The following is a 19,736-nucleotide window of genomic DNA, read 5'->3' as shown; positions in this document are numbered from 1 at the left end:
AGTAAATACTTATTTTAAAAGTATATTTAACTTAAATTAACTAAACAGTATATAACTAAACATAGAACTATAAATTTGTATAGGAGAGGTGCGCATATGTCAAATGAAATTAATTCATCTAATTTTATAAGAAACATAGTTATAGAAGACTTAGAAAGTAAAAAACATGACGAGATTATAACTCGTTTTCCACCTGAACCAAACGGTTATTTACACGTAGGTCATGCTAAATCAATAGTTTTAAATTCTGGATTAGCTGACGAATTTAAAGGTAAGTTTAACCTAAGATTTGATGATACTAACCCTACAAAGGAAGATACTGAATATGTTGAATCAATTAAAGAAGATGTTAAATGGCTTGGTGGTAACTGGGATAACATTTATTTTGCTTCAAATTACTTTGATGAAATGTATAGTAGAGCTATTCTTCTTATAAAAAAAGGATTAGCTTATGTATGTGATTTAACATCTGAAGAAATAAAAGAATATAGAGGAACTTTAACTGCTCCAGGTAAAGAAAGTCCTTACAGAAATAGAAGCGTAGAAGAAAACCTTGATTTATTAGAAAGAATGAGAAAAGGTGAATTTAAAGATGGAGAAAAAGTTTTAAGAGCCAAAATAGATATGGCTTCTCCAAACATAAATATGAGAGATCCAATTATTTATAGAATATCTCATGCAATTCATCATAATACTGGAGACAAATGGTGTATATACCCAATGTATGACTTTGCTCATCCATTAGAAGATGCTATTGAAGGAATTACTCATTCAATTTGTACTCTTGAATTTGAGGATCATAGACCACTTTATGATTGGTTTGTTAAAGAATGTGAAATGGATCATACTCCAAGACAAATTGAATTTGCTAGACTTAATATAACTAACACTGTTATGAGTAAGAGAAAGCTTAAACAACTAGTTGATGAAAAAGTAGTTGATGGCTGGGATGATCCTAGAATGCCTACAGTTTCTGGTTTAAGAAGAAAGGGATACACTCCTGAATCTATAAGAAACTTCTGTCATGCAATTGGTGTTTCAAAGGCTAATTCAATTGTAGATTCTCAAATGCTTGAATATTTTATAAGAGAAGATTTACAACTTAAAGCACCATCTGCAATGGCTATTATGAGACCTTTAAAATTAGTTATAACTAACTATCCTGAAGGACAATCTGAAATGTTACCAGTAGCTAATAATGCTAAAAATGAAAATGCTGGTACTAGAGAAATTCCATTTTCAAGAGAGCTTTACATAGAACAAGAAGACTTTATGGAGGTTCCTGTAAAAAAATACTTTAGATTATTCCCTGGTAATGAAGTTAGATTAATGGGAGCTTACTTTGTTAAATGTAATGATGTAATAAAGGATGAAAATGGAAATTTAATAGAAATTCACTGTACTTATGATCCAGAAACTAAGAGTGGTTCAGGATTTACAGGAAGAAAAGTTAAAGGGACTATTCATTGGGTAGATGCTAAAACTGCTAAGCCTGCTGAATTTAGACTTTATGAACCACTAATCCTTGATGATGAAAAAGAAAATGAAGGTAAACACTTCTTAGAACAAATAAATCCAAACTCTTTAGAAGTTTTACAAGGATTTATTGAAGAAACTGCAGCTAAAACTGCTAAACCTCAAGATAAATTCCAATTAATAAGAAATGGTTTCTTTAATGTAGATCCTAAATATACTACAGATGAAAAATTAGTATTTAATAGAATAGTATCTCTTAAGAGCTCATTTAAATTAAATAAATAATAAATCAAAGGGTTACAGTATTTGCTGCAACCCTTTGATTTATTGTCTTACATTTTTGTCTATAAAATTATATATTCTATTGAAATATTCTTCTGGTATAAGATCATCGGCCTTGCAATGCTTTAATCCTGGTATTAGCCATAGTTCTTTTTTATCATGTGGAATATTATCATAAATAATTTTGCTGCTTCCTGGTGATGTTGTAGTATCATCTTCTCCATGAATAAGCATTACAGGAACTGTTATATTTTTAACTGCTTTATAAGGCTCTATATCATCATATGAAAAACCTGCTTTAGTTTTTGTATAAAGATTTCCTGCCCATTCGGCAAACTTTACAGGTATTAAAGGTACATCTTTTCCTGTTATTCCAAGGTTTATAGCACTTTCCATAGTATGATATGGTGCATCTAATATGTAAAAATCCACCTTCTTCTTTTCTTCATTTAACTCAGTATGCATTGTTGATGTGGCAGCTCCCATTGAAAATCCATGTACCCCTAAAATACCATCTTTATAAGTACTTGCTGCATAGTTTACAACTTCATCTAGGTCAAACCTTTCATATAAACCAAAAGTGTAATTTTCTCCACCTGTCTCTCCTGTATGCCTTTGATTATATACTACTACATTATATCCATTCTCTAAATAATTAAATGCTGAATTTAAAACTTCATAGTAATTACTTTCTATTCCATGTACAATTACTATTACATCATTAGTTTCTTTATTTGATTTTATATTCATTACTTCAATGTCATATCCATTTTTAGGATTTTTCACAAATAATTTTTCATGCTTATATTTATTTAAAGTTTCTAAACGCTTGTCCTCTTTTTTGCTATAAAAATCTATCATTTCATCTTTAGCCACTTCTGTTTTTGATCCTACTGATCCATTATAAACCATTTGTCCTACAATATAAGTAACTGTGGAAAATAGTATTAATCCCACTAATACTATACTAAGTATTATCTTGTTTCTCTTTTTCATTTTTCCTCCTAAGTTAATTATTTATTTCGACTGTCAAAGTATATTTTATATTATATAACTTTTTATTTGATTGTCAAATAGTTTTATAATGAAAACTTATTCATAGCGTTATGTAAACCTATTCTAACAAGTTGTTATTACTTTAATTAAATTACTTATTAATATAAATAATTTATAAGTATAGATTAATATATAATTTAAATCTACAAACTTGGTACTGTATTAAAACTATAATTTACTAATTATTTTTGATATTTTTGAAACAAAAAAGCACATAGTAAGATTACAGGTTCTTACCGTGTGCTTTTGTTATATCTACTTATATAATTTATTTTTTATAAAGTATAAGCTATATTTTCTAGGACTAGCCATTTTAAGATAGCCCCAAGTTTTCTAATACTTATGAAAAATTATAGATTTATAAATTTACTAAATCTACTCTTTACTTTTTCTTCTCCCATAATTTGCATTATAGTATAAAGATCTGGAGTATTAGTTCTATGTGATAAAGCTGCTCTTACAGCCCCTGCTACATCTGAAATCATACCCTTATATTGATCTGGATTAGCCTTATATTCTTTTCTATTTGCACAGTATCCTAATTTTAATCCTATTTCTTTTAATTCATCAAACCAAGCTTCTTGACTTCCTACATTAAAAGTAAATTCTTTTGCATAAGTTTCAATTATATCTTTTGCATTTTCAAGAGATAATGTTTTTGGTAATTCTACTTGTTCTGCTGTTTCTTTATCAAATAATTCATCATAAAAATAGAATATCTTTTCTTTAACATCTTCCCACTTAGCAAAATCTTTTCTTGGCTTTGGACCTTCTTTATCTATATTGAATATTTCTTTAGTCATAACTTCATTAGCTGTTACTAATTCAAACATTTCTTTATCAAATTCTTTTGCCCAAGTTGTGTAGTAATTATAAACTACTTCTGGCTTCATCTTACAAATTACTTCTTTACTTACATCATTTAACTTAACTATATCAAATAATGCTCCACTCTTACTCATCTTATCTAAAGCTATTTCAAAATCATGATAATCTGCTAAAGGATTTTCAGCTCTCCACTCTTCAAAAGTTGAGTTTATTATATTTAATAAGTATTCTATAACTGAAACCATTGGATATCCAACTTCTTTATAATAAGAAACTGCTGCTTCAGCATCTTTTCTCTTTGATAATTTTCTCTTTGATCCATTATCATTTTTCATTATTGTTGGAATATGAGCATATTCTGGTTTTTCTAATCCTAAAACATCGAATAATTGAACATGTATTGGAAGTGATGATAACCATTCTTCTCCTCTTATAACATGAGTAGTTCTCATTAATGCATCATCTATAGCATGTGCAAAGTGATATGTAGGAAGCCCATCACCCTTTATTAAAACTATATCTTGATTATTTTCTGGGAAATGTACATCTCCTTTTATTAAGTCATGGAATTCTACTCTATTTTCTATGTTTCCTGGTGATTTAAGTCTTATAATATAACTTTCACCTTTTTCTATTTTTTCTATAGCTTCTTCTGAAGTTAAATTTCTATATTTAGCATATTCGCCATAATATCCTGGTGTAATTTTTGCAGCTGTTTGCTTTTCACGAAGTTCTGCTAACTCTTCTGGAGTACAGAAACATGGATAAGCTAACCCCTTCTTAACTAAATCTTTAGCAAAAGCCTTATATATTTCTGCTCTTTGACTTTGTCTATATGGTCCATAATTTCCCTTTGATGTATCCGTTCCAGTCATTCCTTCATTAAAGTCCATTCCAAAGTTATGCATAGTTGCTATAGTATCTTCAATAGCTCCTGCTACTTCTCTCTTTTGATCTGTATCTTCTATTCTTAAATAAAAAACTCCATCTGTTTGACGTGCTAATCTTTCATTTATTAATGCAGCAAAAACTCCTCCGATATGTTGGAATCCTGTTGGTGATGGAGCATATCTACAAACTACTGCGCCTTCTTTTAAATCTCTCTTTGGATATTTTTCAATGTAATACTCTGGTGTTTTATCAATACCAGGGAAAATAATTTCAGCTAATTTTTCTAAACTCATCTTTATCTTTCCTTCCTTTTCAATTAAATAAAAAAATCCCCAAGGCGACTTTGGAGCCATGGATTTTTTCACGCATGTGAGCTCTCCCAAGCTTACCTCATTAGAAACTACCACACACATACTTTATTTTTTATTCTTTAGGCTAATATACTTAGTTTCAAAATTATAATTAAGTTATAAATAATTTAGATATTTATATAAATTACTAAAGAATAAAAAAGCCCTTCATCCTAAAACCTTTAGGACGAAAGGCTACTTCCGCGTTACCACCTAAATTGATTAGATAACCTAATCCACTCATTTAAAATTATAGCTCCAGAGCTTCTTTCTATAGGATTAAATTCTAGGATTACACCATCCCTAGATCTCTTTAACTTAATTTACTATATACTCTTCTCCTTCAATGCTACTTATTTAGTTATATGTATTTTAACCTAAATACAGTAACATTATAACTTTACAATTAAATATTGTAAATATGGTTTTTGAAGTTCTTTTTATTTTATACTTATTAATCTAACTACATTTTCTACTGTTTTAGCTAAATTTTCTCTTCCATTTTTTAAAGCATCATCTAAAGTATCTACTCCCTGCATTATACTAAAGATAGATTCTATTCCTATTGGATATAAATTTTCTACTCCTTCTGAAACCTTTCCTGCAAATGCAATAGTTTTAATACCTTCCTCTTTAGCTGTTTTTGCTACTCCCATTGGAGTTTTTCCATAAATAGTTTGATTATCTATAGCACCTTCTCCTGTAAATACAAAAGCTGCACCTTTTACTTTTTCTTTAAGTTCTGTATGCTTTATTACAAGCTCTATACCTTTTTCTAGTTTTGCATCTAAAAAAGCTAATAATGCTGCTCCTAATCCACCTGCTGCCCCTGCTCCTTCTACATTAGCTACATCTTTTCCTAATTCTTTTTTTATTACCTTCGCATAATTAGAAAGATTTTTATCTAATATTTTAACCATTTCTTCTGTTGCACCTTTTTGTGGTCCAAATATTGCTGAGGCTCCAGTTTCTCCAACTAAAGGATTTGTTACATCACAGGCTACTTCAATAGTTACCTCTTTAATTCTTTTATCTAATTCAGTTAAATCTATTTTTTCTACCTTTGATAATTCTCCACCACCAAAGGCTATTTGATTTCCATCTTTGTCTAAAATCTTACCACCTAATGCTTGAATCATTCCAGCTCCACCATCATTAGTTGCACTTCCACCTATTCCTATAACTATATGCTTTACTCCTAAATCAAGAGCAGCTCTTATAAGTTCCCCTGTTCCATAAGTTGTAGTTATAAGAGGATTTCTTTCTTCTCTTTTTACTAGATGTATTCCACTTGCACTTGCCATTTCTATAACAGCTGTAGTTTTATTTCCTAAGACTCCAAAAATAGCTTCTACTTCATTTCCTAAAGGAGCTGTAACCTTAACTTTATGAATTGTTCCATTTGTTGCCTCTACTAAAGCTTCTACAGTTCCTTCTCCTCCATCTGCCATAGGTACTTTTATACATTCTGCGTCTTTTATTACTTTTTTAATTCCAAGTTCCATAGCATCACAAGCTTCTTTTGATGTCATACTTTCCTTAAAGGAATCTGGTGCTAATATAAATTTCATATAGTTCAACTCCATTTCATTTTTATATCTTTAATTTTAATTATAATATGAAACCAAATATTATAACTGAAACAATAGTCATTGTTAATCCAACTAATGATTCATATGGTATAAGTTTTAATCTTTCTTTCATTGACATATTTATGCTACCACCTGTTGCATGAAAGAAACTTCCATGAGGTAAATGGTCTAAAACTGTTGCTCCAACATGTACCATTGCTGCTGTTGCTAATGAAGATACACCCATACCTGTTATAGTAGGTCCAAATACTGAAGTAGCTACTGCTGTACCTGATGTTGTTGATGCAGTTGCAGCAGACATTAATATACCAGATACTGGTGCTAATGCAAAGTTTGGTAAACCTAATGTATTTATTCCTTGTATTATTACATCTTTTAAACCTGAATTAGATATTATTCCAGCTAAAGTTCCTGTACCTATTAATAATATGGCAACTCCACTCATCTTTCCTAAGCCATAAGTTGCATATTCATTAAGATGTTTTACTTTTCCCATTGCTATTATCCCACATAACCCACCTACTGGAAGTGCTATTAAAGGATCTATGCTAATTCCTAAAGTTGGTCTTAACATTAATAGTATTATTGCAGTTAAAGGCCCAACTATAGCTGGAAAGAATCCTGGCATATTTTCTATTTCTTTAGTATTTTCATCATTTCCTACAAAAGTTCCTTTTACTTTAAGACGTTTTGCTATTATACATGTTACAATAACACCAAATATAGCTGGTATTACTCCTGCTATCATTACACTTGTTAATGAAACCCCTAAATTATCTGCTGCTGCAATTGTATTTGGATTAGGTGACATTATATTTCCGGCCTTTCCCCCTCCAATCATTGCTAAAAGTATTGCAGACTTACTAAGATTCGATTTGTATGCTATTGCTAATGCTATAGGCGCAACTGTTATTACAGCAACATCTACAAAAACTCCAACTGCTGTTAAAACCATTGTTGCTATTGTTAATGCTATTAATGCTTTAGATTCTCCAATTTTACTTACTATAGTTTCAGCAATTTTAGCTGCTGCCCCTGATTCAATAAGAACTCCAGCTAAAACTCCAGCTGTAAGTATTCTTAATATAGCAGGTATCATTCCTTTTGCCCCATTCATCATTAACGTAACGCTACCTGTTAATCCAGCTCCACCAACTAACCCTCCAATCAGTGCTCCAATTATCAATCCATATGCTGGATGTACTTTTTTAATTATTAATGTAATAGCAACAACTAATGCTATTACTGCCCCTAATGCTGTAACAGTAATTTCCATCATTTTATCTCCCTTCAATGATCTACATCTTATAAATTTTATAATTAAATTATTACCAAACTAGTGTAAATGTTTTCCGGAGAAATTGCATTGTTTCTTAGACGAAATGACGTTTTATATTTTTGTGCATTTGCACAATTAAACTTCCAATTTATAACTTATATATGCTAAAAGCAGCTGAAAAAACTCTAAATAATCATTAAAATGTAACCCAGTAATTTCTTCAATTTTTTCTAACCTATAATTTAAAGTATTTCTATGTATATATATTTCATTAGCTACTTTTTGTTTTTCTCCATTCATTTCCATATAACATAAAAAAGTCTCCAATAGATTTAAGTCACTACCCTCTGATTCTATTCTATAAATTATACTTTTACATTCTTTTATATTAAATAATTTCTCACCTTTATAAAAAAGTCTTATTTTATCATATATATTTACAAAATCATTTTTATATAATTTTTTACCTATTTCTAAAGACTGTAGTGCTTCTGATAAAGATTCAATAAGTTTCTTATGTAACGTTCCAACGCCTACTTTAGTTATAGATATATCCATAAATTCTTTTATACTATCAATTCTAAAATATATATTCTTTTTATTTCTCAATATTAGTGCTATTCTATTTGGAGAAAATTTAATATAATACTCATCATCTTTAACAAATCTTCTAAGCTCTTTAAATTTTTCTCTTTCATTTTCTACCACTACTACTATTCTTTCTAAATTAACATCTATACCTAATGCTTTTCCCCTATTAATAAAATCGCTATTATAATCTTCATTTAAATATATCCATTCATAAATAAATTCTTCTTTTAGCCTTTGTCTTATCATATGTTGATTTAATGTATATTCTTGATTAATAAGTAATTCTGCTGTTACACTAACTAATTTACTAAACTGTCTTACTTCATCTGGATTTCCTGTTATGCCAATAACACCAATAATCTCTCCCCTAAAAACTATAGGTGTATTAACTCCAGGTCTACTATTTTCAACTTTTTCATATATTTCAATTAACCTTTTTTCTTCTAAAGCTTTTTTAGCTCCCTCATGCAAATTTCCTATTCTTAAATAATCACCACTCCCTATTATTTTGCCCTTATAATCCATTACGTTTACATTATAAGGAATAACATCCATCATTTTATCTACTATATTTTGCGCTAATTCTTTACTTAACATATTATCTCCACCTAAGTTTACTTTTAATTAAATATCTCTATAATACACCTTAGTCTATTAATACTCAATAAAAAATCACCAATAATACTGTAGAAATATATATATAATTTTCTAAAAATAAAAAATACACCTTCTACTTCATGATAATTAAATAATACAATATGATATAATAATAGCACCTAGTAAGAGCATTTTATCTTACTAGGTGCTGTTTATTTAGAATATATCAAAATAATCACTAAATTATAATTCCCTTAATTACTACTTTAAATTTATCCAAGCCTTAACTTCTTTATAAGCATCTTCTATAAGTAACTTACTTGCATCATTATAAATCACTAACTTCTCTTCACCTTTTCCTTCAATATCTTTAAAGCTTATTTTTAAAGTTGATTTAAAACGTGATGTAGGTAATCCCATTATAGTAATTGCTACATTATCAGGAATAAAACTAACTTCTGTTATGTTTTCTCTATTTACCTTATAAACATTTCCCAAAATATCACAAACCTCTATATATTCTTTATTATCAGTACTTATATAGATTTTGCTTTTACCGACATTTCTAAAATCTATTCTCATCCTAACCCCCCCAATACCAGTAATTTTATTAGTATCTTTATTATACATTATATTTTTAATTACTAAATATATTTTTCAGAAAATTAACACAAGTTATTAAAAATTATAAAGCTTTATCAATAAATTTAAATCTATATTATCTTTGTTTATTATAAAAATAATTATATTCATACCAATGTAAATGCTTATCCATACCTTTATACTTCCAACCTATATATTCATCATCAGAAATTAGTCCTTTATTCTTAGCTTCTAACATAGATTCATAAGCATCTAAAGATAATGTTATTAAATACTGGTTATCTATCCTACTTTCTAAATTTTTATTATCAATGTTCTTTTTTACAATATAGTTATCTAAATTAAAATAATTTAATCCTACATATATAATAGCTCCTACTATTATAACTGGCTTTAACAAGTTTTTATTTTTCCATATATTAAAAATTAAAAATACTAATATTAAACATAAAAATACTGTAAATACTTGAACTAAAATTCTAAGTCTTGTATAACCAAATGCAGATATATATAAACTCATTTTGTATATGGCTGATATAGCCATATTTATACTTAATAAAGTAATTAAAGTATATAACCCTTTAAGTATTTGTCCTACCTTATTAGAAGTTACATTAGTTTCTGATTTAAGGAATGTTATAAGAAGTAAATTTATTATTACTATAAATACTAGTTGAAAAAAACCTTCTCTTGCATATGATGAAAAATCAAACTCTTGAGGTAATACACTATTTAAATATAAATATGATACTTGTATTTTTGTAAATACAATGTAAAGAACACCAATAGCTATAAGCATTGTTACTACTGTTAATTCATTAAAGTACTTTACATTTTTAAATTTTATTTCTTTAACATTTTTATTTTTACATTCAAAGCTATAATATAAACCAAATAAAAATGCCATTACTACTAGAGATACTAAAAGCTTAAAAACTACTGTAACTATATTATCTATATTAATGTAATTTACCATATTAGCTATATAATAATTAAACATATTATCTGCTCCAGCTAATATTATAGAAAGAATTATTAAAATAGGAACTGATATAAATAATCCTAAAGTTATGGATTTAATATTACTTTGCTTTTCTACTTTGTCTTCTTTAGCTACTGATTTTAATATCTTAACTATATTTAAAGAATTAACTGCTGGTAAATCTAATACTCTCTCTAAAAATATATTAATAAATCTCTTAAGTTCTAGAGGTATATCAGAATAATTTAAAAGTAGAAATCCTGAAAATAAACTAATAGGTATTAATAATGTATTGAAAATTCTGAATATATCATTTGTAAAAATTCCATAACTAAAAGATAGTATAAGACTTATTCCTACTAAAAAGCCTCCCATTATATTTTTATTTTTCACACCATTTATAATAAAGAATACTAAAATTAAATAGCTTATAAATATTCCTACTGAAATACCTAAATATCTAAAGAAAAACTTATATGTTAAAAAACCTATAATTAATGTTAATACTGCTAATAATTTAATCTTACTTTTATCGACACTTTCATCTATTCCATTGTTATTGGTAGATTTTAAAATTTTCTTTTCATATACAATATTTTTAATAGATTCTACAGCAAAAGAATTATAATTTCTATCATTACAATCAAGGAAAATAGAATTTAAAATAATCTTTTCATTGTAATTTATACTTTCTCCAAAATATATATTTCTAAATTGAAGATAATTACTACATTCAATTTTAATAGATAAATCACTATTTGTAGCATCTATAAAAAATACTCTATACAAGCTTCCCTTTACAGATATGTCCTTTGAAAATTTTAAAAACTCTTTACTATATCCAGTTAAATTTTTTTCTGTCCATTTACTTAAAAATTCTTCTGGATCTTCTCCATTATTTATATCTACTTTTAAATATCTTTCTTCTGATTTATTATATACTAATATTTTTTCCCCTTTTAAAATTACTAAATAAGCAGTTCTTCCCATAAATTCTCTCCCTTTTATTCAACATATTCTAATATATCACCTGGCTGACAATTTAATTCTCTACATATTGCTTCTAATGTAGAAAATCTTATAGCCTTTGCTTTATTATTTTTAAGTATAGAAAGGTTAGCATTAGTTATACCAACTCTTTCCGCTAATTCATTTAATGAAATCTTTCTCTTAGCCATCATTACATCTAAATTAACAACTATCTTCATTAATTTCTCCTTTATCTATATAGTAAAATCATTTTCTTCTTTAAATTCTACTGCCTTTTCAAAAACTTTAGCTAATATAAATATGAATATACCTGCAAATAGAAAAATTAAAAACTCCATATCCGTATGTATCCCACTATTATCAACATATATAAATTTAAAATTTTTAAAATTTGAATTAAAAATAAGATTAGTTATATAGCATCCTGCTATAATAAATGATTCTACTGATATTTTTTTAAATGATACCACATTTTCTCTTACAAATGGATTACTTTCTATTAAAGTTCCTATTATTTTTCTAAGCTCTAAAACTATTAAAAACAAACTGATAATTCCTATAATTAATAAAGTTACAAAAACAACTTTTTCATTAGTATTTAAAGATTTCTCCCTATTAAAAAATGTATTATAAAAAACATCACCCGTCATAACTATACCAAAAATAATAGCTATATTTAATGTTATTTTTAATATTTGTGATAATGATTTTTCTCCATAAAATTTCATACATTTCCTCCTAAATCTATTCTACAAAATTATATTACCACGCTGCAACTTATTTTTCAATATATTTTTATCGAAAAACAATAATTATTTTTTTGTTTTAACTAAAAAAGAGGCTATAAATCTAGCCTCTTTTGTTGATTTTACTATTTTCATTTTATTAAATAAACCTTTAAACTTTCTTCTTTTTAATCATAATTGCACCAGTTACTGAAGCTAATGTTCCTAAAACTAATACAGTTGCTGCTGAAGCCATTCCACCTGTTTGAGGTATAGTATTTAGTTTATTTCCTGAAGTACTATTTGAGTTTCCTCCATTAGAGTTACTTCCACTAGCATTACTATTTCCTCCAGAATTATTATTTCCACTATTTTGATTTCCTTGTGAATTATCTCCTTTGGCTACTATTTAACTTCTTCATTTGCTGTAACCTTAAAGCTTACTTCTGATGGTGCTGGATTTGATGGTTTTAATACCAAGCTATCCTTAGCCTTCTTTAAATCTTCTAATGCCCTATCAATTTGAACTTGTGCTGACTCTTGTGATTCATATATTGAATTAGCTATATCATATTGTTTAATTAAATTATCATATGATTCAGCTGTATAGAGACTTGAATCTATATTTTTAACTTCATCTAATAATTCTTTAAGAGCATCCCCATTAACAAGTACTAGTGCATTATCTATTTCTCCTAACTTAAATCTAACCCCCATAACATATGTGTTATTATCTGTATTTTCATCAAAATTACCGTATGAGTTTAAGAAGAAAGTTCCATCCTTCATAACTACATTTCCTGCATATCCACAATCTCCTGCACGAGCTGACTTAGTATAATCCTTACCTAATCTTATACGATATTCTCCTTCATTTCCATTCATTAAGTCATCATAGGTTCCAACCCATCCAATCCAATCTCCTGCCATCCAATCATTTTCTATAGTACTTCCATTATTATTTATATCTAACTTAATCTCTCTAAAGCTTATTAATAACCTACCACTTATTGGGTCATAAGTTGCTTTATGTCTTTCTCCATTTAATGATCCTTGTACATGTCTTGGACGACTCCAAGTTTCTCCTTCATCATCTGAATAGAATATCATAGAAGTATGCCTATGTGATTGACTTCTTGCAAGAGCAACTATACGATTTTCATCTGGTGATCTAAACATTCCTATTTCACATAATTGTGCTGTTCTTTCAATGTCTCGGTATTCACTTAAATATGGTACTGGTTCAGACCATTCCTCATTACCACTTTCATCAAAAGTTAAATAAGTTTTATAATTTGTATATCTATAATCATGGTATACCCCCATCCATTTATCTATAAAGTTACCATTTTCATCTCTTAATTGTACTAGGCTCGCCATAGCAACAATAGTTTCAGTTGGTACATCCCACTTCTTATAATCGCTCCAATTTTCTCCATTATCTTCTGATATAGATGTCTTAAAACCTCTAAAAGTACTTCCATGCCACCCAGGACCTCCAGAAATAGATATTAATTTTTGACTTCCATCTGTAAAGTTTAATTTATATATAGTTGGAGTTTCCTCTGATGTCTTCCAAGTTTCATTAACTTTAACTCTTTTTTGCCAAGTTAATCCTCCATCTGTACTTTTGCTTAATAAAGCCTCTCCAAATCCATGACCTTTAGGATAAACAGTTAAAATAGTTTTATCATCATCTAATAAAATTGAATCAGGTTGTCCAATATACTGATTTTCCTCTCTATCTATAACAATTTGTCTATCTCTATTAATTTCGTAGGTTTTTAAAGTGTTTTGTAGATTTATTTCTTTGTTAACACGGATATTAACTTTTTCTGAATAACCTGCTGCTAAATTTTCTACAGTTATAAAAGTATCTCCATATGCTATGCCAGTAACTACTCCATTTTCATCTACTGTTGCAATATTTGAATTATCACTTGTAAAGTTTATTGTCTTATCATCATTATCTGATACTAAATCAGTAATAATTTTAGTAGTTTCTCCTATTTTAATTTCTTTATAATTACTATCTACATTTAATCCATTAATAGATTTAACTTCTTCTATTTCTGATTCTTCTAAAGCTCTATTATATATTTTTACTTCATCTATTTCTCCAACAAAACCTCTTCCTCCTATAATCTTTATAGGTGCTTTAAATGGATTTGTCTTAGTGTACGCATTTATATCTCCTACTTGCTTTCCATTAATGAATAATGATAACCCACTACTTGTTGAGTTAGTTACAGTCATATGAACCCATCTTTCTTGTGGTACTACATACTTAAATGTTAAAATTCCTTCATTAACATGAACTCCAGCATTATTAGGATTTCCCCCTGTACCTACTTTTATATCTATTGATTCTGATTTTTTTTGCTGAGCCCCTGTATAATCTCTTCCATCCCACATAATTGACGCTGTACCTGTAGTATTTCCAGCTTTAACCCAAAATGCAACAGTCCAATCATTAGCTAGTTCTGCAGGACTACCAATTCTAACCTCATCTGTTGTAGAATCAAATTTCAATGCCTTTCCAGACTTTCCGTCTACCTGCTTTGCTCCACTAATAACTCCATTATAGTCCTCTCTTTTTGTCCAGCTATCTTTAACTACATTTCCTTCAATATTATCAAAGCTATAATATGCAACCTTTGAATCATCACCAATAGTCTTTTTGTTAACATTTATTTTTATTGTTGAACTTTTACTTGAATCTTTAACTGAGATTGCTGTAATTTCTGCATTTCCAAGTTTTATTCCAGTTATTAACCCTTCACTATTAACTGTTACAACATCACTATTGCTAGAACTCCATTTTACACTTGGATTTAATGTGTTTTCTGGTAAAACAGTTGTAGTTAATTTAATAGAATCTCCAACTAAAATATTTTGATCTCCTTCATTTATTTTAACTGATTCTACCTCTTCAGTTCCTCCATTTTTTAATGAAATATATTTTTCACTTATTTCCTTAATTTTATTTTTAATATTTTTCATATTCTGAGGTATTTTTCCTCTTGTTTCATCCGTAGCATATTTTGCTCCACCATGTTGTCCTATTCCATTTTTAACACCTGAATAATTAACTTCAATCATTGCAAATAATTCATCAATATCAGATTTTAACGATGGTATTTCTTTTTTCATTAAATATAATTTATTTACATCTCTAACTCCCTCTGCTATTTTTTCTAATCTTACAGAAGTTTTAGATACCTTATTAACTGAATCTTTTTCATCAGGATAAATTAAGAAAGGATCTCCAGCTTCAAAAGCCCAATGTGTCACATCTCTTAAAGGATCTTTAACCCAAGCATCATAAGCCCACCTTAAATACCCATTTGCTCCCTGTGCTGCTGTAAACATCATTGTCCAATAACTTTCCCCAGGCATACTTAAAGCTAATGAGTTAGGAAAATGTTCTGTACAAGTATATATTGTAGTTTTATATTTCTTCTCAGCTTCATTTCTTTCCTTTACAAAATTTCTATATTCATCTAAAGATTGTTTTGCCGCTGTAGATCCAACACTTAAATCATCTACTCTATCAGTTATATATTTTTTACTTGAATCAAAATGATCCATTGCTGCAGCTTTTTTTAATGTTTTATCATGTCTATTTTTAACTTTATCTATTATATCAAAAGCATTATCCATATTTCCTCTTTCATCTATTCCTATATAAGTGTATTCAAACCAAGCTTTTTCATCTAAATGTGAAACTAAAGAATTTAAAAATTGTAACCAAACCTCTTCATATCTTTTAGTTCCTGGAAGTAAAGTCTCTGATTTTTTTGTGCTTGTTGCTTCATCATAATAGGAAACTCTATTTCCCCATGGAATCATACTATAACAAATAATCTTATTCCCAATTCCTAATTCTCTATTAAATTCAACCCATTTATCAAAATCAGTGTAATCAAATTCAAAGTTTCCATCTGATTTTCTTGTCCATTTAACCATAGATGGATATCTAACTTCATTTTCACTATAAGTTTGACCTCCCCATGCTTCTTCTACTATTGAAGTAGTAATAGCATGTCCACCAAGTTCTTTATACTTTCCCATATGAGGTCTTAATATGTTAAAATGCTCATCTGAAAATGGTTGTACACCATAGTACTCAGCTAAACTATAAGGATATTGCCATAATTCAATATCAAATTCATATTGTGTACTATTAGGCATTATTATATCTATTACCTCTAAGGAATAATTAAACTCTAAATTATCTAATCCCTCTGCACTTACAATAATTTTACCTGTATAAATTCCTGGTTTAGCATCCTTTGGAATATTAAATTCCACCCATACTGGTTGTACTTTATTTGCTTCAATATTTATAGGATTTGATGTATATAATATATCTGGTACTAATTTTTTTAAACTATCATCATTTGGAGTTTGACTTGGATTTGAATTAGGTCCATTATGATATCCTGCATCTCCTATATAAGCTTTTGTATCTTTAAGAAAAGTAGTAACTATGTTTTCTTTAGAAATTATATTCTCTCCTGATATAAAATCACTAGCTGCAATACTTATATTCTTTACTGATCTTTCTTTAGAAATCAAAGCAATTTCAGAAATTGCTTTATCTGACTTCCATCCATACAACTCTTCATTTACTACTCCCATGTTCTTTATTTCTTCATATCTTTCTTGAGTATAATGTGAATTAGTATCTACAATTGATCCTTGTAAACCTAGATTACCTTCTAAAACCTGTACTAAAACTCTTGCTTCTTTATTAAACTCTTCTGATCTTACTGTTACATTAGCTATTCCTTTAGATTTACCTTTCACTACACCACTATCTGAAACTGTTACTATCTCTTCATTATCACTAGAATAAGTTAAATCATTAACTTCCGCATAACTTGGATCAACTGTTACCTTTAAATTTTTTTCTGTTTTCTCTAATATCTGTATATTAGATTCTAAATTTATAGATTCAGGTATGTATTTTTTATGAGTAACTTTAACCTTATCAACTTGAATTACTGCTTGACTATGACTTGTATTAGAATTAATTCCTGTTGCCTCTGCTTTTAATGTATATTTTCCTTCTTCTAATCCACCCCAAGCATATAACGGATTGGTGTTATCTACTCTAGCATCTACTATAGTTTCACTTCCCTCTATAAGTTCTCCTTGTTCATTCATTATCGAAAATTTAACTTTTCCATTTTGAGGTGTTTTATTACCATAAACTTCTATACGATTTCCTATAAAGTTTACAGTATAATATTTTTTTTCTGGATTTTCTTCTCCATTTTTAAGAACATTGTAATGCTCGGTTGTATCACCACTTCCCTCTGCAACCCAATTATCCCCATAGTAAGTAAAATAGTTACCATCACCTGTCACAACGTTGTCATCTATTACAGTTTCAATATTCTCTTTTAACTCTTTAGCTTGCAAAACTATTCCTGTCCACGGTACACAATTTATGAAAAATAAACTACTTATAGTTAACGCTTTAATCCTCCTTAATAACTCTTTTTTCATACTTTACCCTCCACTAAATTTAAATTCTCTTTAAAACCAAAATTGCCTATATATTAAAATTAACTTTTATTATTTAATAATTTAATTCTAAATATATACTTAACTATTATTATCAGAAGAAATACTACTATTTTTCTAAAATAACTTATGTTTATCAAAGTAACTATTCATTAGTAGTGTTATTGTACGTACATTTTAAATTTAGAGATATTAACCTAAGCCTATTTTAATTTCATAAAATTTTTATTACTGATAATAAATTTCTATCAATTGCTATATAAAATGTAAATATTCTTCACTCCCCTCCAATGGCGAAAAAATTATTAATATTAAAATTTATTAATTCAGTACTATTCTAAGTATATTATGTCATTCATTTCCTATTTATGTCAATGTTTACATTTTATTTATTTTATGTATTTTTTATTGAAATTAAAAAAGAAGTTATAACATAATAACTTCTGATATAACTTCTTTAAATTACTCCCATGCACTTTTTAATAATAATATAGCATCTTCAAGTTCTTCTTCTCTTAAGCTGGCATAACCTAAAAATATGGTGGCTTTTTTTTCACATTCTTCTCTATTCATATAAGAATTTGATAACCCTAAAACTTTAACTCCTTTATTTTTTGCATTTTTTATTAACTCACTTTCTACCATTCCATTATTAACTTTTAATAACAGATGTAACCCTGCATTAGTTCCTATTATCTCAGTATAATTTAAATGATTTTTTATTAAAGAAACTAATTTTTCTCTTTTCTTTTTATATATATTTCTCATTTTATTTAAGTGCTTTTCAAAATAATCTTTTTCTATAAACTTAAACAATATTTGTTGATCTAATCTAGATACTGTGCAAGCATAAAAACTAAATTGCTTTTTATATTTTTCCAAAAGGCTTTCTGGAAGAACCATATATCCAATTCTCATAGATGGAGCCAAACATTTTGAAAAAGTACCTAAGTAAATTACCCTTCCATTATTATCCAAACTTTGCAATGCTGGAATCGGCTTTCCACCGAATCTAAATTCACTATCATAATCATCTTCTATTATATATCTATTTTCCCCTTCATTTGCCCAAGTAAGTAACTGCATTCTTCTTTTAATTGGCATAACTATTCCAAGTGGAAATTGATGGGATGGTGTTATATGCATTATATTTACAGAACTTTCATTTAACTTTTCTATATTTACTCCATAATTATCTAATTCTATTCCGTTAGCCCATATTCCATAAGTATTTAAAATACGCTTTATTTTAAAATATCCTGGATTCTCCATACCATAACTATTATCTCTTCCTATTATATTAATAAGAACTTGAAGTAAATATTCTGTTCCTGCTCCTATTACAATTTGATTTGGATGACATGCCACACCTCTTGAAAAATACAAGTATTTAGCAATGGCTTCTCTTAAGTTTAATTCCCCTTGTGAATGCCCTATTTGAAGGAACTCTCTACTTTCTATATCAATAATATCTTTAGATATCTTCCTCCATACTTCATAAGGAAAACTATCTAAATCTACTCTACTTGATAAAAATTCATATTTATAATTAACTTTTTCTTTATTACTATCTATATTAATATAGGCTTTTGAATTTTTTATTTGTATTACTCCATCTAGTTCTGAAACAAAAAATCCTTTTTTAGGCTTTGAATATATATAACCTTCTGCCATTAATTGCTCATATGCACTTTCAATAGTATTTAAACTAATTTGAAGATGTTTAGCAAGCTTTCTTTTTGATGGTAACTTTGTGTTTGAAACTATCTTACCTTGCTGTATTTCATTTTTTATATAGTTATATAATTGCTCATATAAAGGAATATTATCATTATTACTTAAATTTATAGTTATAACATCCATAACTCGATCTCCAATCTGATACCATAAAATATTAAAAAACTGATACTTATAACCTATTCAGTTTTTTGTTATAATCATATCAATGAAAATAATAAA

The 19,736-nt window shown here is 27.9% G+C and carries 13 protein-coding genes and 1 other annotated feature; of the genes, 1 reads left to right on the top strand and 12 read right to left on the bottom strand.

Annotated elements, in window-relative coordinates; translation table 11 throughout:
• Positions 1-96: 96 nt before the first annotated feature.
• Positions 97-1,761 carry a glutamine--tRNA ligase/YqeY domain fusion protein gene (locus tag CP523_RS12825; RefSeq protein ID WP_066678191.1) on the top strand — a complete coding sequence of 555 codons (1,665 nt, stop codon included), beginning with the start codon at positions 97-99 and terminating at the stop codon, positions 1,759-1,761.
• 39 nt (positions 1,762-1,800) lie between these two features.
• On the opposite strand, the gene CP523_RS12820 is transcribed toward CP523_RS12825, so the two are convergent.
• The 12 genes from CP523_RS12820 to pdxR all read right to left on the bottom strand — a co-directional run bounded on the left by CP523_RS12820 (position 1,801) and on the right by pdxR (position 19,640).
• Positions 1,801-2,754: an alpha/beta hydrolase gene (locus CP523_RS12820; RefSeq protein ID WP_066678185.1), complete on the bottom strand. Its 954-nt coding sequence runs from the start codon at positions 2,752-2,754 to the stop codon at positions 1,801-1,803.
• A gap of 410 nt (positions 2,755-3,164) precedes the next feature.
• On the bottom strand, positions 3,165-4,826 hold the full coding sequence (gene gltX, locus CP523_RS12815) for a glutamate--tRNA ligase (RefSeq protein WP_066678206.1): 1,662 nt from the start codon (positions 4,824-4,826) through the stop codon (positions 3,165-3,167).
• Between the two features lie 237 nt (positions 4,827-5,063).
• Positions 5,064-5,239: a binding site (T-box leader), on the bottom strand.
• A gap of 84 nt (positions 5,240-5,323) precedes the next feature.
• Positions 5,324-6,454, bottom strand: a complete 1,131-nt coding sequence (locus CP523_RS12810; protein ID WP_066678184.1) for a glycerate kinase family protein — start codon at positions 6,452-6,454, stop codon at positions 5,324-5,326.
• 40 nt (positions 6,455-6,494) lie between these two features.
• A complete protein-coding gene (locus CP523_RS12805) occupies positions 6,495-7,751 on the bottom strand; it encodes a GntP family permease (RefSeq protein WP_066678183.1) in 1,257 nt (418 codons plus the stop codon).
• A gap of 138 nt (positions 7,752-7,889) precedes the next feature.
• On the bottom strand, positions 7,890-8,942 hold the full coding sequence (locus tag CP523_RS12800) for a CdaR family transcriptional regulator (protein ID WP_066678182.1): 1,053 nt from the start codon (positions 8,940-8,942) through the stop codon (positions 7,890-7,892).
• 261 nt (positions 8,943-9,203) lie between these two features.
• On the bottom strand, positions 9,204-9,524 hold the full coding sequence (locus CP523_RS12795; protein WP_066678180.1) for a hypothetical protein: 321 nt from the start codon (positions 9,522-9,524) through the stop codon (positions 9,204-9,206).
• Between the two features lie 136 nt (positions 9,525-9,660).
• The gene (locus CP523_RS12790) at positions 9,661-11,517 is read right to left on the bottom strand and encodes a DUF4153 domain-containing protein (protein WP_083089598.1); all 1,857 of its coding nucleotides are present in this window, start codon (positions 11,515-11,517) and stop codon (positions 9,661-9,663) included.
• 14 nt (positions 11,518-11,531) lie between these two features.
• Entirely contained in the window at positions 11,532-11,735 is a 204-nt protein-coding gene (locus CP523_RS12785) for a helix-turn-helix domain-containing protein (RefSeq protein ID WP_066678179.1), read from the bottom strand.
• A gap of 15 nt (positions 11,736-11,750) precedes the next feature.
• Complete coding sequence (locus CP523_RS12780) at positions 11,751-12,245, bottom strand: DUF2975 domain-containing protein (protein WP_066678178.1); 495 nt, start codon at positions 12,243-12,245, stop codon at positions 11,751-11,753.
• Between the two features lie 169 nt (positions 12,246-12,414).
• Positions 12,415-12,516, bottom strand: a complete 102-nt coding sequence (locus tag CP523_RS16635) for an LPXTG cell wall anchor domain-containing protein (protein WP_227909622.1) — start codon at positions 12,514-12,516, stop codon at positions 12,415-12,417.
• Between the two features lie 131 nt (positions 12,517-12,647).
• Complete coding sequence (locus tag CP523_RS12770) at positions 12,648-17,759, bottom strand: glycoside hydrolase domain-containing protein (RefSeq protein ID WP_120140923.1); 5,112 nt, start codon at positions 17,757-17,759, stop codon at positions 12,648-12,650.
• 480 nt (positions 17,760-18,239) lie between these two features.
• Complete coding sequence (gene pdxR, locus CP523_RS12765; RefSeq protein ID WP_066675169.1) at positions 18,240-19,640, bottom strand: MocR-like pyridoxine biosynthesis transcription factor PdxR; 1,401 nt, start codon at positions 19,638-19,640, stop codon at positions 18,240-18,242.
• Between the last annotated feature and the right edge of the window lie 96 nt (positions 19,641-19,736).

Origin of the sequence: Clostridium septicum (assembly GCF_003606265.1) — a bacterium.
In the GTDB taxonomy this organism is placed as follows: Bacteria; Bacillota; Clostridia; order Clostridiales; family Clostridiaceae; genus Clostridium; species Clostridium septicum.
This window is presented reverse-complemented; position numbering and strand designations above follow the sequence as displayed.

Bases quoted from the DNA above. Each gene is read 5' to 3' on its own strand.
- CP523_RS12825 (WP_066678191.1), top strand. From the start codon at position 97: ATGTCAAATGAAATTAATTCATCTAATTTTATAAGAAACATAGTTATA.
- CP523_RS12820 (WP_066678185.1), bottom strand. From the start codon at position 2,754: ATGAAAAAGAGAAACAAGATAATACTTAGTATAGTATTAGTGGGATTA.
- gltX (WP_066678206.1), bottom strand. From the start codon at position 4,826: ATGAGTTTAGAAAAATTAGCTGAAATTATTTTCCCTGGTATTGATAAA.
- CP523_RS12810 (WP_066678184.1), bottom strand. From the start codon at position 6,454: ATGAAATTTATATTAGCACCAGATTCCTTTAAGGAAAGTATGACATCA.
- CP523_RS12805 (WP_066678183.1), bottom strand. From the start codon at position 7,751: ATGGAAATTACTGTTACAGCATTAGGGGCAGTAATAGCATTAGTTGTT.
- CP523_RS12800 (WP_066678182.1), bottom strand. From the start codon at position 8,942: ATGTTAAGTAAAGAATTAGCGCAAAATATAGTAGATAAAATGATGGAT.
- CP523_RS12795 (WP_066678180.1), bottom strand. From the start codon at position 9,524: ATGAGAATAGATTTTAGAAATGTCGGTAAAAGCAAAATCTATATAAGT.
- CP523_RS12790 (WP_083089598.1), bottom strand. From the start codon at position 11,517: ATGGGAAGAACTGCTTATTTAGTAATTTTAAAAGGGGAAAAAATATTA.
- CP523_RS12785 (WP_066678179.1), bottom strand. From the start codon at position 11,735: ATGAAGATAGTTGTTAATTTAGATGTAATGATGGCTAAGAGAAAGATT.
- CP523_RS12780 (WP_066678178.1), bottom strand. From the start codon at position 12,245: ATGAAATTTTATGGAGAAAAATCATTATCACAAATATTAAAAATAACA.
- CP523_RS12770 (WP_120140923.1), bottom strand. From the start codon at position 17,759: ATGAAAAAAGAGTTATTAAGGAGGATTAAAGCGTTAACTATAAGTAGT.
- pdxR (WP_066675169.1), bottom strand. From the start codon at position 19,640: ATGGATGTTATAACTATAAATTTAAGTAATAATGATAATATTCCTTTA.